Source organism: Seonamhaeicola marinus (assembly GCF_008085455.1).
Genome location: NZ_VSDQ01000718.1, coordinates 193475 through 209800, shown reverse-complemented (window position 1 = coordinate 209800; position 16326 = coordinate 193475). Strand labels below are relative to the sequence as shown.

Genomic DNA, 16326 nt, shown 5'->3' with positions numbered 1-16326 from the left:
CTTAACATTGAACAATTTTAATTAAAAGCTTTAACAATAAGCTCTTATACTTATGATTACCTATTATATTTATTTAGATTCATTATAAACATTAAACATTGCATAAAATACCTAACACTACTGAAACAAAAAATTAATACAACAACCTTACTTAATTAACAAACATTGGATACTCGTTAAATAGTTTTGAGGAATAAACAAATAACTAAAATTTTAACAAAAAAAATGAAAAAATTACTTAATCCAATTTATGTATTAATGTTATTAGCTTCTGTAGCTTTTACTAGCTGTGACATTGAAGATGGTACAGATGGTAGAGATGGCGTTGACGGTATTGATGGTGTGGACGGGACAGATGGAGAAGATTTTATGCCTCCAACTTTAGAACCTTTAACAAGCTCTGTGGTTTCTGCCGATAAAGTTTTTATTAAAGGTACGGATTTCTCTAGTGTAAATGTAGAAATGCTTATGACTTCTCAAGACATTTTACCTAGCGACCCATCTTTTGTTTACGGTTCTTATATGGATGGTGCTGCTTTATATCCTTATGGAGATGGTACTTATGCATTTATTAACAACTTAGAAAGAGATTTTTCTATTGCTAGAATTAGGTTAAACGCAAACTTACAACCTTTAGAAGGTGATTATATTGTTAATGCTTTTGCTACTGGTTTTACAGCACAGTGTTCTGCTTCTTCAATTACTGAAGAAGAACATGGATTTGGTCCTCTATACCTTTCTGGAGGTGAATGGGGAGGTGATAACAAAGGTGTATACATTGTTGACCCATTTAAACCTGTTTCCTCAGCTTCAATAGCAAGTAGATTAAAAGAATTTGGTGAATGGTCTACTGAGAATGCCGTAGTTATTGGTAAAAACGCTTATACAGATAAGACTGTGGCCTTTATAGGTGATGACGATGGAGGTTCAGAACCAGATGGTCATTTAGGTATGTATGTTGGTAACCGCGGTGACTTATACGCTGGAAACTTATACGTTTTAAGAGGAAAAACTAATAGTGATGTGGCGCCAGTTACTGTTGGTGATGGTAATATGAAGTTCGAAATGGGTATGGAAGAAGGAACAACTTATGATGCCGAATGGGTTATGATGGATGAAAGAACTAAAGATGAGCTAAATACAGAAGCTATTGATTCTAGTGCTATTGGTTTCCAAAGAATAGAAGACATTGATTGGAGAAGAGGCTCTGCTTCTAATGAAAGAACACTATTTTTTAACGTAACTGGAAATAGTGCAGCTCCTACCTATGGTACTGTTTACGGTAGAGTTTATATGGTAGAACTAAATGAAAATGATCCTACTGGCGATTGTAAAATCACTTGTATTTTAGATGGTGATAAAGTTGGTGGAATCGCTGCAGGTTTCAATTCTCCTGATAACATTGTAGTAACCGAAAACTATGTATACATCCAAGAAGACCCAAATGGGTACAAACCTGGGCAATGGGCTAAAATTTACCAATACGATATTGCAAACGGTACTTTAAAAACAGTACTAGAATGTAACGAAGATGACACTGATGTAAAAACACTTTACGGTGGAGGCGGAAAATGGGAATTCACTGGTATGATAGATGTTACTGATATTATTGGCTCTTCTACTCCAACATTCCTATGTGGTGTTCAAGTTCACGGTTGGGAAGTTGATAAAATTTCAACAGCTGTGAGAGCTGATGGTCATCCATTTTATGACCCAACTGCTATTCCTGCCGAAAACTCAGATTACGAAGGGTCATTCCTATTCAAAATTGAAGGTTTGGCTAGATAATTCATATTCAGAATGCATAAAATAATTTCACATTTAAAAGTGGCTTTCCTTTTGGGAAGCCTCTTTTGTTCTTGTTCTGGTAATAAAAGAGAAACTAAAGTTAAACTTTCGGACAAAGAGAAGTCAGTATTTATTGATGACTTAAGCCAAATATATTTTACAGCTCTGGATAGCTGCAGCTTTTATCTAAAAAAGATGGATACATCTAGAACATTAGCTGATAATAAAATAGCTTTTTTAAAATCCAGAGAATGGTATAAAAAAGCCGAACCTTTCATTATTGCCTTCGACTATCAAAATTACAAAACACTTAATGGACCAAATCTTCTTAAAATCGAAGAAGAGGCTCCAAACGACATTAGGATACAGAAACCAGCAAGTTTTCAGGTCATAGAAGAAGCATTACTTGGAGATGAACCGGATACCAAAAGTCTGCACAGAACTTTAACCTTTATGAATGCAAGATTACCTTTTATAAAGGTTAACAATATGATTTCTAGACAGAGTGATAGGCACTTTTTAAAGATGATTAGAGATCAAATTATTACAATTGCAACAAAAGGTATAACTGGCTTTGATTCTCCCGTTTTATTAAACTCTTTAAAAGAAGCTTCATATAATTATCAATCCATTTTAGAAATATTAATTGTATACAAACAAGCTTTCGCAGATTCTAATTTGTATAATGAATGGATAAATGAGTTGAAATCTACCCTTACTATTTTAGAGGAAAATAATTTTGACGATTTTAACAGGTATGACTTTATTAAAAATCACATTAACAAACAACTAAATTTAGTAAATGAAACTGCCAAGGATTGGCAAATAGAGCTTAAAGCGAGATATCATTTAAACCCTAAATCTGTTAACTTGTTTGGGCAAGACTTCTTCAATTTAGCTGGGTTCTCTTCTAAAGGTGTTTATAAAAATAGTGATAGTATAATTACTTTAGGTAAAAGAATATTTAACGATAAAAGTTTATCAAAAGATAACCTAATGAGTTGTGCAAGTTGTCATGTTTCGGATAAAGCTTTTACTGATGGCCTAAAAGTGCCCAATTCCAATTCTGGCAAACCACTATTAAGAAATACGCCTACCCTAATGTATACTGCTTATCAAAAAGCATTCTTTTATGATGGCATTGCATTTACTTTAGAAGGTCAAATAAAACATGTAGTTGAAAACACTCAAGAATTTCACACTGATTTATTCACCATTGAGAAGAATATAGCTTCAGATTCCTCATATGTAAAAGTATTTAACAAGCTTTATTCTAATGGAGTTACCAATCAAAATATTACTAATGCCATAGCTAATTATGAAAGAAGCTTAGGCAGTTTTAACTCCAAATTTGATTTAAACATGAGAGGTGAAGCTTCCGATTTAAATGATGAAGAAACGCTTGGTTTTAATCTATTTATGGGTAAAGCAGCCTGTGCCACATGTCATTTTCCTCCAACATTTAATGGAACAGTACCTCCAAAATTTGATGAAACCGAGCTAGAAAACCTGGGTATGACAAAAACTTCTGATTTTAACAACCCAGAATTAGACGATGATTTAGGAAGGTATAACTTATATAATATTGAGGAACGTAAAGGCTTCTTTAAAACCTCTACAGTTAGAAACATAGAACTAACTGCACCATACATGCACAATGGAGCCTTGGAAACTTTGGAGCAAGTTCTAGACTTTTACAATAAAGGTGGTGGTCAAGGGATGGGATTGGATGTTCCACATCAGACCTTACCTCCTGATGCGTTGGATTTAAAGGCTCATGAAATAAAAGCTATAATAGCATTTATGAAGACCTTAACAGACCAATCTTATTAAGTATAGAAGTTTTAGAGCAATTTAATCTTCTTAAAACCTAACCAAACATTTACTAATAAAATGTTAAACCCTAGTAAAACTCTGGGGTTTTTTCTTTTTTTTAAGTATCTTATTGGTTACTAATCCCTTAAACACTACAAATCATGAGAAATATTCGTAATTTCAATCAATGCTTACTGGTCATTTGCATCATTTTTATGGGTGGAATAAGTACTACGTTTGCGCAAAACTTGTCGAAATTTTTAGAAATTAAAGGAACCGTTATTGATCAAAATACTAAAGACCGTTTAGTCTTTACAGACCTTATTATCAAAGGCACTAATATTAGTACAGTATCTAATATTGATGGAGAATTTCTTTTAAAAGTGCCTGCAAAACATGTTGAAGGGGTTGTTGTTATAAATCATTTGGGATACGAAAAAAAAGAAGTTGATATTAGTTCATTAAAAGGTAAAATAAAAATTGCCTTGGTTCCGGCTGTAACGGCCTTAGATGAAGTCAATTTAGTATCTAGACCTGGTGATGCCAAAAAATTGGTCTTAGAAACGTTAAGCAAAAAATCATCGCTTTATAATAATAGTAACACATTAATGACCGCCTTTTATAGAGAAACTATAAAGAAAAGAAGAAAAAATGCCTCATTATCTGAAGCTGTGGTTAAAATTCATAAGCAACCATATGCTAACTACAGAAAAGATAATATTGAACTTGTTAAAGCAAGAAAAAACACAGACTATTCAAGGTTAGATACTTTGGCACTGAAACTTCAAGGTGGCCCATTTAGCAACTTGTATACAGATTTGGTAAAATACCCTGAATTCATTTTTACCGAAGATGATATTGATGATTATGAATTTAGCTTTGGTGAGTCTACAAATATTAACAAAAAGATGGTATATGTTGTTAATTTTAAACAGACTGCCTTCATTAAAGAACCGCTTTATTATGGTAAACTTTATATAGATGCTGAAACTTTAGCTCTAACAAATGCCGTTTATAGTCTAAATGTTGAGAACAAGCATTTAGCAAGTCAAATGTTCGTGCGTAAAAAGCCAAGAAAAGTGGCAGTGCACCCAACTAAAGCAACATATAGAGTAAATTACAGAACTCAAAATGGAAAATGGCACTATGCTTACAGCAACATTTTACTATCGTTTAAGGTAAATTGGAAAGGAAAATTATTTAATAGTGTTTATACGTTAAATAGCGAAATGGCTGTTACAGATTGGGAAATTCAAGACAGTAAATTTGCAAAACTTAAAAACCAAATGTTACGTCCATCTACTATTTTAACAGACCAAGCTTCTGGTTTTTCTGATCCTGAATTTTGGGGAGAATACAACATAATTGAACCCGAAAAGTCTATAGAAAACGCCATTGCGAAAATAAAAAGACAACTCAAGAAGTCTTAAAGATTAACAAAAATCCCGATAAATATTTATCGGGATTTTTATTTAGTTCAATTTTAACTCCGTAAAAACTGGTTCATGATCGGAGTAGTTAAGGTCATAGTTTTTATGAGACAAAACTTCAATATCCTCATCTACCAAAATATAATCTAATCTTAAGGGATATCTATTTAAGCTATATGTGGTTCCTAAACCATTTCCTTTCTCAATAAAAGTATCTTTTTTACCCTCTTTTAACTTTAAATACGCAGAAGAGTATTGGGTACTATTAAAGTCTCCACAAACTAAAATTTTACCATCAAAATCATTCATATGATCTTTAACTAACTTTACCTGTTCTTCCTTTATCTTTTGCGAGTGAGAAATTTTTTTTAATACTTTAAACATTCCATATTTAGTATAAGTTGTGCGAGAATTGATTCTAACATGAAAAGATTCTAAATGTAGATTATAAATCCTTATCGTATCGTTTTTATAATTAACATCGGCAAACATACCATTGTTTTTACTATTTAAAAAATCCAGAACACCACTATTAATAATTGGATATTTTGAAAAAAAAGCTAAAACCGATTTATGCGGAGCCAATTGATTTGTTTTAATCCAGTAAGGATATTCCTTTTTAAAAAGGTGATACTTAATAGCCGAAAATTCTTGAAATAGCACGATATCAGATTTCTTAGTTTTAACGAAATCAACTAATTTTTCTTCTTTATTTCCTAATTGAAAATTGCGCGTATTATAAGTTAAAATGGACAAACTATCCTGCGCTCCTAAATCACTTGAATTCTTTTGAAAAAAAAGATTAAAATTAAATAAAAAGACAGCTGCGGCAATAGCGGGTAAAATCACCTTCTTATTTCTTTTAATAAGAAGATAAGCTAGCAATATTACATTTATTAGAAACAATAATGGAAATAATATTGAGAATACAAATGACAAAAAGTTAGTAGTATAATGAACCACAAACACCCCTAAAACTGTTGCAATAGGCACAAGTACAGTAAAAAAACTACTTCCTAAAGTTTTTAAAAGTCGAATCATTATTAGCTTAAGTGATAATTAAGCACTTTTTAAAATAACTCCGTTTGATTTTGATCTCCTTTGTTTGAATTAGTAGTATCTCCAGAAACTTCAGTTTCGTCTACAACTTCTAAATCATCGGCATGTACTTCTTCTGGAGCCTCATAAGGCAATGGCTCCAATAAATTCACCTGATTCACTTTGTCTCTTGTTAACTGATTTCCTAAGGCATTAATACCTTTTATAGAAATGAATTCCTCTAGATTAATTTCTAAATTATCTTTTCTGTCTTTACCACGTTCTTTTGCAAAAACAACTTCTGCAATTGGCCTCCAGTCTGTAGATACAATTTCTAACTGGGAATTGGCATCTTCAGAAATGAAACTTTCCTCTTTATTTTCATTTTCTATTAAGAAGCGCTTAACATAATACATTTCTTTTCCTCCATGGTAATAAATAGCAGAAATAGGTTTTTTTGGCACCCATTTTTCCATGACAATCATGTCTTTATCAAAATGCATTGTTACTTCTGGAGTAACTGTTTTTGCTATGCCTTTTTGATTTATAATCAATAATTTATCTTCGCCTCTAAACTCACCTATAAGCTCTCCTCTTCCATCAACATTTATACGTTGTACAACATCATCAAACCAAATTTTACGAGGCTTTAATGTGGATACTCCTTTTTCCTTTAACTCTATTCGTTTTACAGAATATTTAGTAACTACGTTTCCTTTAGAAGCCCTTCCCTTTATTAAAATATCAGCAAAATCAATATCCCATTTAAGCTTCTTAATACTTCCTGCTTGCCTTAAATTAACAGTGATAATTTCGGCTTCTCCGTTAGGGTTTGCTGTAAAGTACAATACCTTAGAACTTTTATTCCCGTTTGTTAAATCGTACTCTCTATCCCTAGTAATAGAAGTTACCGCAAAACGTTTAATATAAGAAGGTCCTTTAGCGCCATCTTTATAAATCATATTATAAATAGTACGCTTATCTTTCTTTTTAAACACCGCAACATGAATAATATCTTTACCAACAAAAGTCTTTGTATCAACTTTGGTTACCATCATTTTTCCTGCTGCCGTAAACACAATAATATCATCTATATCGCTACAATCACCAACATATTCATCACGTCGTAATGAAGTGCCTATAAAACCTTCTTCTCTATTAACATAGAGTTTTGTGTTTCGTATAACCACTTTAGTTGCATCTACATCATCAAAAACACTTATTTCGGTCTTTCTTTCGCGTCCTTCGCCATAATCTTTCTTCAATCTTGTAAAATAAGAAATAGCGTATTCGATTAAGTGTTCTAAATGATGTTTAACTTCGGCTATTTGCTCTTCTAAAGCATCAATTTTCTGCTGCGCCTTATCAATATCGAATTTAGAAATACGCTTAATTCTTATTTCAGTCAAACGTACAATATCATCTTCAGTTATTGCCCGTTTTAAGTGTTTTATATGAGGTTGAAGTCCTTTATCGATAGCTTTAATTACCCCCTCCCATGTTTCTTCTTCTTCTATATCTCGGTAAATTCTGTTTTCGATAAAAATACGTTCTAAAGAAGCAAAGTGCCACTGCTCCTCTAGCTCGCCAAGTTTTATTTCTAATTCTTGTTTGAGTAACTGAACAGTGTTATCTGTTGAACGACGTAACATTTCGGAAACTCCTATAAACAATGGTTTGTTATCTTCAATAACGCAACCTAAAGGAGAAATTGAGGACTCACAACTTGTAAAAGCATAAAGGGCATCAATGGTTTTATCTGGTGATAATCCAGAAGGTAAATGCACTAATATTTCAACTTCAGCAGCAGTATTATCTTCAATCTTTTTAACCTTGATTTTTCCTTTATCATTAGCTTTTAAAATAGAATCAATTAAAGACGAAGTTGTTGTGCCATACGGTAGCTCTGTAATAACTAAAGTGTTTTTATCTAACTGTGAAATTTTAGCTCTTACTCTTACCTTTCCTCCTCTATTACCATCATTATAATTCGTAAAATCAGCTATTCCAGCTGTTGGAAAATCGGGTACTAACGTAAACTTTTTTCCTTTGAGATGTTTGATGGAAGCATCTATAAGTTCAAGAAAATTGTGTGGTAATATTTTAGTTGATAACCCTACCGCAATTCCCTCTCCTCCTTGTGCCAATAACAAAGGGAACATTACAGGTAAATTTACAGGTTCTTTCCTTCTACCATCGTAACTGGCCTGCCATTCCGTAATCTTTGGGTTATAAACTACATCTAGTGCGAACTTAGACAAACGCGCTTCTATGTAACGAGACGCCGCTGCCCTATCTCCTGTTAAAATATTCCCCCAGTTTCCTTGGGTATCAATTAATAGATCTTTCTGACCAATTTGAACCATAGCATCCGCTATACTTGCGTCACCATGCGGGTGATACTGCATAGTATGCCCTACTATGTTAGCTACTTTATTGTAACGCCCATCATCAAGGTCCTTCATAGAATGCATAATACGACGTTGCACAGGCTTAAAACCATCTTCTATAGCTGGTACTGCACGTTCTAAAATTACATAAGAGGCATAATCCAAGAACCAATCTTTATACATACCCGTTACACGAGTTATAGTTTCGGTTTCCTGAGATTCTTCGCTTTGTTGGTTTGTTAAGTCGTCGTTTTCTTCTTCTATCATACTTTCTTATTCCTGCGAACGCAGGAATCTGTTTAATTTACGGGTTCCATTCCACATCTAGTGCGAAATGATAGTTATATAAATTCCGTTATCTTATTTCTCTTCAATTAAATCCATTTCCACCTTCAAGTTATCTATAATAAATTCTTGTCTAGATGGTGTGTTTTTACCCATGTAAAATGCTAATAACTCTTCAATAGACATATTATCATCCAACATAACAGGGTCTAATCGAATATCTTCACCAATAAAATGTTTAAACTCATCTGGCGAGATTTCTCCAAGTCCTTTAAATCGTGTTATCTCTGGCTTTGGTTTTAATTTTTCAATGGCGTTAACCCGTTCTTCTTCGGTATAACAATAAATCGTTTCTTTCTTATTCCTAACTCTAAAAAGCGGTGTTTGTAAAATATACAAATGACCTTCTTTAATTACTTCTGGAAAGAATTGAAGAAAGAAGGTTATTAATAACAAGCGAATATGCATACCATCTACATCGGCATCGGTAGCAATTACTACATTGTTATAACGTAAATCTTCTAAAGATTCTTCAATATTTAAAGCCGCTTGAAGCAGGTTAAACTCTTCATTTTCGTAGACTATCTTTTTGGTAAGTCCGTAACAGTTTAATGGTTTCCCTTTTAAACTAAACACTGCTTGTGTATTAACATCACGAGATTTTGTAATACTTCCAGATGCAGAATCTCCCTCAGTAATAAACAAGGTTGTTTCTAAGTTTCTTTCATTTTTAGTATCGCCAAAATGTACACGGCAATCCCGTAATTTTTTATTATGAAGACTTGCTTTTTTTGCTCTATCCTTTGCCAACTTTCTAATACCAGACAGTTCTTTACGTTCGCGTTCTGCCTGTAGAATTTTCCTTTGAATTTTTTCAGCAGAATCTGGATTTTTATGTAAAAAATTATCAAGTTTAGTTTTTACAAAGTCGTTTATATAAGTTCTTACTGTTGGGTAATCTCCTCCCATTTCTGTAGAACCTAATTTCGTTTTAGTTTGACTTTCAAAAACAGGTTCCATAACCTTAATAGCAATGGCTGCTATAATAGATTTTCTAATATCTGAGGCATCATAACTTTTGCCATAAAACTCTCTAATGGTTTTTACAACCGCCTCTCTAAAAGCATTTAAGTGTGTACCTCCTTGGGTAGTATTCTGTCCATTAACAAACGAATGATACTCTTCGCTATATTGTGTCTTACTGTGGGTAATAGCAACTTCAATATCATCCCCTCTTAAATGAATAATTGGGTATAATAAATCGGTTTCATTTGTGCTTTCCGTTAAAAGATCTTTTAATCCGTTTTCACTGAAATATTTTTCTCCATTAAAAACAATGGTTAATCCAGGATTCAGGTACACATAGTTTTTAAGCATTTTTACTATATACTCATTTCTGAATTTATAGTTCTTAAAAATGGTTTCATCTGGAATAAAAGATACTTTAGTTCCTTTTCTTCGAGAGGTGTCATCTAACATTTCTTTTGCCGTCAACTCTCCTTTTTCAAACTCTGCGGAGGCCGATTTTCCATCACGTGTAGATTCAACTCTAAAATAATTAGAAAGCGCATTTACCGCCTTTGTACCAACACCATTTAACCCTACGGATTTTTTAAAGGCTTTTGAGTCGTACTTCCCACCTGTATTCATTTTAGATACTACATCAACCACTTTCCCTAATGGAATACCTCGTCCGTAGTCTCTAACAATCACTTTATTACCCTGAATCGAAATTTCTATGGTCTTCCCAGCTCCCATTACAAACTCATCAATAGAGTTATCCAGAACCTCTTTTAAGAGAATGTAAATACCATCATCAGGAGATGAGCCATCACCCAACTTACCAATATACATTCCCGGACGCATTCTAATATGCTCTTTCCAGTCTAATGAACGTATATTATCTTCGGTATAATTGGATTGTACTGCCATAAAAACAAGAGAGATTTAGTGATTGCTCGCTAATATAACACAACGCCTTAAAAAATAAAATAGCCAGCACACAAAGTAATTAACAATAGCCCATGTATATTGTTGAGAACCCCTTCTTATTTACTTTTATTGCTTTTAATCGATACAATTAAGATACCTATTATCACTACTAAGGCTCCTAGCAATTGTAAATAGGTTAATTTTTCATTTAGAAAAATAGCCGCCAAAATAATGGTAGAAATTGGTCCCAAACCAGCAAGTACTGCGAAATTTGATGAATTAATCATTTTTATTGAAGCTGATACTAAATACGATGGAATTACCGTTGCAAAAATGGCAATTAAAAAGCCCAATGCGTACACCTGCCAAGGAAGGCTAAAAATATCTCCGCTATAGGTTAAGCCGTAATGAACAAATACGGCCAAACATGAGACTAACATGGCATAAGAAGTAAACTTAACAACCCCAAACTTTGGTATTAACCAACCACTACCTACTAAATACGAAGCGTAAGTTATGGCACTTAAAACAATAAAAAAACCTCCTAAATACGTATCACTACCCGAAATAGAAACTTCTGTTCCAAATGCTATTACAATGCCTAAATAGGTTAGGATAATGGCTCCAGCTTGAATTTTACTTATTGGTTTCTTTAAAAATATTTTATTTAACAGTAATACGACTGTAGGATAAATAAATAGAATAATACGCTCTAAACTAGCCTTTAAATAATTAAGCCCTTCAAAATCAAAATAACTAGCCAAATAATAGCCAACTATCCCAAATATAACAACCCAATAATAGTCTTTTCGACTTATAGATGCTATACTCCCTTTATTACGATATAAGAGCGCAATAACTACATAAAACGGGAATGAAAACACCATTCGTAGCAAGAGAATACTAATCGTATCAACCTGATAATTATAGGCTAATTTTACCATAACGGCTTTTGAGGAAAATAGTACTATACCTAATACTCCAAGAAGTACGCCGTAAACAAATTTTTTGGTTGATTTTTGCATAAATCAAAGGTAGTTTATGCCATTTTATACTGTTTTTAAGATTCAGTCCTTTTTACGATGTTCAAGAGGCTATAATCTGGTTATTTAGGATTCTTATACAATGAAATAAAAACTCCTAACTGGGAAAACGTTTTTACATGTTCCCAATTTTGGGTAACAATATAAATATCATCATCTTTTGTTTTATTATCGACGTTTGAAATAAAAATGTAGTCATTTTTTCTTAAACTGAAACTAGCATAATTGTCTTTTTTTTCGGAAGATAAATATGCATTTTTCTCATAGGACATTGGCAACCTTGTTCCTATGTTTTTTGTCTCTATATGTTCCTCTTCTAAATAATTTTCCATTTTCTCTTTAACCGGAAAATAATTTAAATGAGCCAAGGAACTATCCCATGCCTGAGAAATTGTTACCGGATATATCCATAAATGACCTGTTAAGAGTACCGCAATAGCTGTAACTATTGTTATTTTTTTGTATTTAGAAATAGACCTTTCAATGATGTTTACAAAAATTACAAGTAAAAGAATATATCCGAGAATATAATATCTATCACCTATTGGGTTTGACATTAACACTGTTCCAAAAAACAATACAAGAGAAACAACTATAAATGAAACCATTAATTTAAAAAACTTATCATTCTCTCTACATAAACTTACTACCGACTTTAACTTTAAAATTAAAACCCCAACAATAAATACCCTCCCGTAATCTAAATAACACTTTATATAAGCTAATATGTTCTTAATGATATTAGCATTTCCATTTACAGCTTTTCTATGGCTATTATCTTTTAAAATAGCCCATCCTAGGGCACTATACTGGAAATAGGCAAATACACCAAAAATAGTTAATGGTATTAAATAACTTAAGACAAGTTTCCGATTTAATTGAACAAAACCTTTATAAATAAAAAAGAGGTGAATAATAGAAAAAGCACCGAGCATGTATATGCCTCTCAGATTAGTTAAAAGTAATCCGGAATATGCCAAAATTAGGAGATAATAACTCGAAGATAAAATTGAATTTAGAGCAAATAAAGAGAAGAAAAGTAGCAACATATCATTGTTAAGACTCGTACTTTGTGCTATTAAAGTAGGATCTAAACAAACAATTAAAACTAGTATTATTGGAACGTTTTTAAGTGCTAATTTTTCAAACAATTTTAGTAATTGATAATAAACACAAAGATTAACTAAGAGTAATAAAACTCTAGATACTAAAACTGTCTTTCCAAAAAGCTTCCAGAACAAGGCCAATAAAAATATCCACAAAGGCGGATGCCCTGAATTGATTTCGTTAGGAACAATTAATGATTTAAAATTATTTTCAAAAATCCAATCTGCTCTTTGAGATTTTGTTAAACCATCCCAAAAGAAGGGTATATCCTTAGTAACAAAGAAAAGAAATACTAGAAATATAGAAATACCTATATATAGATACCAAAAACTATATTTTTTAAGTCTAGACATTAAAAAGGAAATGCATCACATCACCATCTGCTACAACATAGTTTTTACCTTCTACACGCATTTTACCAGCTTCTTTAACTTTAGCTTCGCTACCTAACGACACATAATCATTGTAGGCAATAACTTCAGCCCTAATAAAGCCTTTTTCAAAATCTGTATGGATAACACCCGCAGCTTGAGGTGCAGTAGCGCCAATATCTACAGTCCAAGCTCTAACTTCTTTTTGACCCGCAGTAAAATATGTTTGCTGATTTAAAAGTTTATAAGCAGCTCTAATAAGCTTAGAAGAACCAGGTTCTTCTAAACCAACATCTTCTAAAAACATTTGACGCTCCTCATAATCATCTAACTCATTGATATCTGCTTCTGTTCCTACAGCTAACACCAATACTTCTGCATTTTCGTCTTTAACAGCTTCTTTAACCTGTTCAACATAATCATTACCAGAAACTGCTGCTCCTTCATCTACATTACAAACATACATAACAGGTTTATCCGTTATAAACTGTAATTGCTTTACATACTCCTCATAATCTTCATCACTAAACTCTAAAGCCCTAACCGAAGTTCCAGACTCTAAACCTTCTTTTATTTTTAATAAAATAGCTTCTTCTGCTTGGGCTTCTTTATTTCCTGTTTTAGCTGCTCTTTTAACCTTATCGAGCTTCTTCTCGGCTGTCTCCAAATCCTTTAATTGAAGCTCCATATCGATAGTTTCTTTATCTCTAATAGGATCAACACTTCCATCAACATGTACAATATTATCATTATTAAAGCAACGTAAAACGTGTAAAATAGCATCAGTTTCTCTAATATTTGCCAAGAATTGGTTACCTAAACCTTCCCCCTTACTAGCACCTTTAACTAACCCAGCAATATCTACTATTTCTACTGTTGCAGGTATTACCTTTTCTGGATTTACTAGACTTTCTAATTTTTCTAATCTAGGATCTGGAACATTCACTACACCTATATTAGGTTCTATGGTACAAAACGGAAAGTTTGCACTTTGCGCCTTTGCATTAGATAAACAATTAAATAAAGTTGATTTGCCTACGTTTGGTAATCCTACTATGCCTGCTTTCATGAAAATACTCTTTTGTCATTCCCGCACTTGTGATGAATTTGTTTCAGTAAAGGCGGGAATCTTTTTGCGAGTGCAAATGTAGGTAATTAGTAGGAGTTAAATTATTAGAATTTTGCATTATTTAAGGCTGTATTTCAAAATGACTTGGAAATTTTAAATATTTTAATAAATTTGTACGACCGTACATATTATTATGAATACAACAAAAGAAAATCTACTTCAAAAAGGCGCAGAACTATTCCTACTACAAGGCTATCATGCTACGGGTATTGGTGAAATAACCAATGCCATTGATGTATCAAAAGGTTCGTTTTATAATCATTTTAAAAAAAAGGAAAAGTTTGTTGTACAAATTTTAGATGATTTTGGAACAGTATTAGCAAAAGAGCACACCGATGCTCTATCAGATATAAAATACACGCCATTTAATAGAATTGTTGTTTTTTACGAAGAGAAAATAAATAAGGTTATTCATAGTGAACAGTTCTTAAAAGGCTGTTTAATATCCAATATGTGCCAAGAAATAGCTGATAAATCTGATATGATTGCTCAAAGTATAGATAAGGCCTATGTAGGTATGCATAAGGCATTGAAAAATTGTTTAGAAGAAGCTAAAAAATCTAATCAAATAACCGATAATGTAGATACTGATCTGATGGCTGAATTTATTATAAACAGCTGGAATGGCGCACTTATGCGAGTAAAAGCGTCTAGAAACTCAAAAGCTTTAGACGCTTTTTTAGAATTCTTAAAAAGTATTAGAACATAATTTTTTTTATCATTAAAATGTACGACTGGTCATACTAACTTAAATTTAATATAAAATGTCAAAATCAAAATTAATTTTACCGTTTATTTTTTTAATCACTTTAGGCTCTACAAAACATGTAATTGCTCAAAATTCAACAAAAAAATCTATCAATGTATTATTTAAAAAAAACAAAATTATTGAAGTGGCTTTTTTGAGTATAAACCCACAAAAAAAACAACAGTTAGCAGAAGAGTATTTTAAAAAAGTAATGCCAATAGCAAAAGAATATGGCATGAAACCTTTAGCAAAAATTAAAATAGACTACGCATATTCCGAATTTGTAAAACCGCAGATACTGGGATTCTTTGAATGGGAAAGTGAACAACAACATCAAGCTTTTTTAAAAGACCCTCGTTTTCAAAAAATAAAACCTATTCGTGATGATGCTCTGGACTTTCTAAGACTAGGATACTTTAAGATAGAAAAGAATACAACCGTGAAATTTGATTCTGGAAAACTAATTGAAATTTTCGCATTATGGTTAAATCCTGAAGAAGCGCACAGAATGCAAACTTATTTTAAAAATGTAAAACCTTTAATTGCCGGGGCAAATACTAAATACGATGTTCAATTTCCCATAAAATTAAAGCCTTTAGATTACGGATATGATACCTATAAACCACAAAGTTTTGGAATAGCCATTTGGAAAAGTAAAGATAGTAATTCCCAATTCTTTGAATCTTCAGAATATAAAAAAATAAAACACGATAAGGAGGCTGCCTTGGGTCGTTTAGATGTATGGCAAGGCCATATTATTATTAACTAGCTAATTTTACATAAATAAAAATCCCAAGCTTTCACTTGGGATTTTTTTATCTAATAACGCTTAGCGTTTAATCTTCAGGGTGCATAAAGCGCTGTTTAGCCAATAATTCTTCTTCAGTTTCAACAACATCTTCATCGGGAACACAACAATCTACAGGACACACTGCAGCACATTGTGGCTCTTCATGAAACCCTTTACACTCTGTACACTTATCTGGTACAATATAATAGAATTCATCACTAACTGGCTCCTGAGCTTCATCTGCATCTACCTCGTTTCCGTTAGTTAAAACCACAGTACCTTCTAAGCTAGTACCATCTTTATAGCGCCAATCATCGGCACCTTCATAAATTGCTGTATTTGGGCATTCTGGTTCACATGCCCCACAGTTTATACATTCGTCTGTTATTATAATAGCCATACCGTATTTTCTCTTGAGTTTGCTTAAATTTGCAAACGCAAAAATAAAGCCAAAACCATT

Annotated in this window: 12 protein-coding genes; 5 read left to right on the top strand and 7 right to left on the bottom strand. The window is 32.5% G+C overall.

Annotated features, from left to right (window positions below; genetic code table 11):
• The first annotated feature begins 225 nt into the window (after positions 1-225).
• The 3 genes from FUA24_RS18360 (at position 226) to FUA24_RS18350 (ending at position 5033) form a co-directional block, all read left to right on the top strand.
• On the top strand, positions 226-1788 hold the full coding sequence (locus FUA24_RS18360) for a PhoX family protein (protein ID WP_148544527.1): 1563 nt from the start codon (positions 226-228) through the stop codon (positions 1786-1788).
• 12 nt (positions 1789-1800) lie between these two features.
• Positions 1801-3621: a cytochrome-c peroxidase gene (locus FUA24_RS18355; RefSeq protein ID WP_148544526.1), complete on the top strand. Its 1821-nt coding sequence runs from the start codon at positions 1801-1803 to the stop codon at positions 3619-3621.
• Between the two features lie 230 nt (positions 3622-3851).
• Positions 3852-5033 (top strand): carboxypeptidase-like regulatory domain-containing protein, encoded by a 1182-nt coding sequence (locus tag FUA24_RS18350; protein ID WP_246147091.1) that lies wholly within the window; start codon positions 3852-3854, stop codon positions 5031-5033.
• A gap of 42 nt (positions 5034-5075) precedes the next feature.
• Here the strand turns inward: FUA24_RS18350 and FUA24_RS18345 are convergent, their stop codons facing one another.
• The 6 genes from FUA24_RS18345 to ychF all read right to left on the bottom strand — a co-directional run bounded on the left by FUA24_RS18345 (position 5076) and on the right by ychF (position 14268).
• Positions 5076-6074: an endonuclease/exonuclease/phosphatase family protein gene (locus FUA24_RS18345; RefSeq protein ID WP_148544524.1), complete on the bottom strand. Its 999-nt coding sequence runs from the start codon at positions 6072-6074 to the stop codon at positions 5076-5078.
• 29 nt (positions 6075-6103) lie between these two features.
• Complete coding sequence (locus FUA24_RS18340; protein ID WP_148544523.1) at positions 6104-8728, bottom strand: DNA gyrase/topoisomerase IV subunit A; 2625 nt, start codon at positions 8726-8728, stop codon at positions 6104-6106.
• A gap of 93 nt (positions 8729-8821) precedes the next feature.
• A complete protein-coding gene (locus tag FUA24_RS18335; protein ID WP_148544522.1) occupies positions 8822-10678 on the bottom strand; it encodes a DNA topoisomerase IV subunit B in 1857 nt (618 codons plus the stop codon).
• Positions 10679-10794: 116 nt separating this feature from the next.
• A complete protein-coding gene (locus FUA24_RS18330; RefSeq protein ID WP_148544521.1) occupies positions 10795-11703 on the bottom strand; it encodes a DMT family transporter in 909 nt (302 codons plus the stop codon).
• Positions 11704-11783: 80 nt separating this feature from the next.
• Positions 11784-13181 carry a hypothetical protein gene (locus tag FUA24_RS18325; RefSeq protein ID WP_148544520.1) on the bottom strand — a complete coding sequence of 466 codons (1398 nt, stop codon included), beginning with the start codon at positions 13179-13181 and terminating at the stop codon, positions 11784-11786.
• The gene (gene ychF / locus FUA24_RS18320; protein WP_148544519.1) at positions 13174-14268 is read right to left on the bottom strand and encodes a redox-regulated ATPase YchF; all 1095 of its coding nucleotides are present in this window, start codon (positions 14266-14268) and stop codon (positions 13174-13176) included. Before ychF ends, FUA24_RS18325 begins: the two co-directional genes overlap by 8 nt.
• Before the next feature lie 193 nt (positions 14269-14461).
• Between ychF and FUA24_RS18315 the strand changes: the two genes are divergently transcribed.
• On the top strand, positions 14462-15037 hold the full coding sequence (locus FUA24_RS18315) for a TetR/AcrR family transcriptional regulator (protein WP_148544518.1): 576 nt from the start codon (positions 14462-14464) through the stop codon (positions 15035-15037).
• Positions 15038-15092: 55 nt separating this feature from the next.
• A complete protein-coding gene (locus FUA24_RS18310; RefSeq protein WP_148544517.1) occupies positions 15093-15845 on the top strand; it encodes a DUF1330 domain-containing protein in 753 nt (250 codons plus the stop codon).
• Between the two features lie 67 nt (positions 15846-15912).
• Here FUA24_RS18310 and FUA24_RS18305 read toward each other — a convergent pair whose 3' ends face one another.
• Positions 15913-16266, bottom strand: coding sequence for a 4Fe-4S dicluster domain-containing protein (locus FUA24_RS18305; protein ID WP_148544516.1), 354 nt, complete (start codon positions 16264-16266; stop codon positions 15913-15915).
• Between the last annotated feature and the right edge of the window lie 60 nt (positions 16267-16326).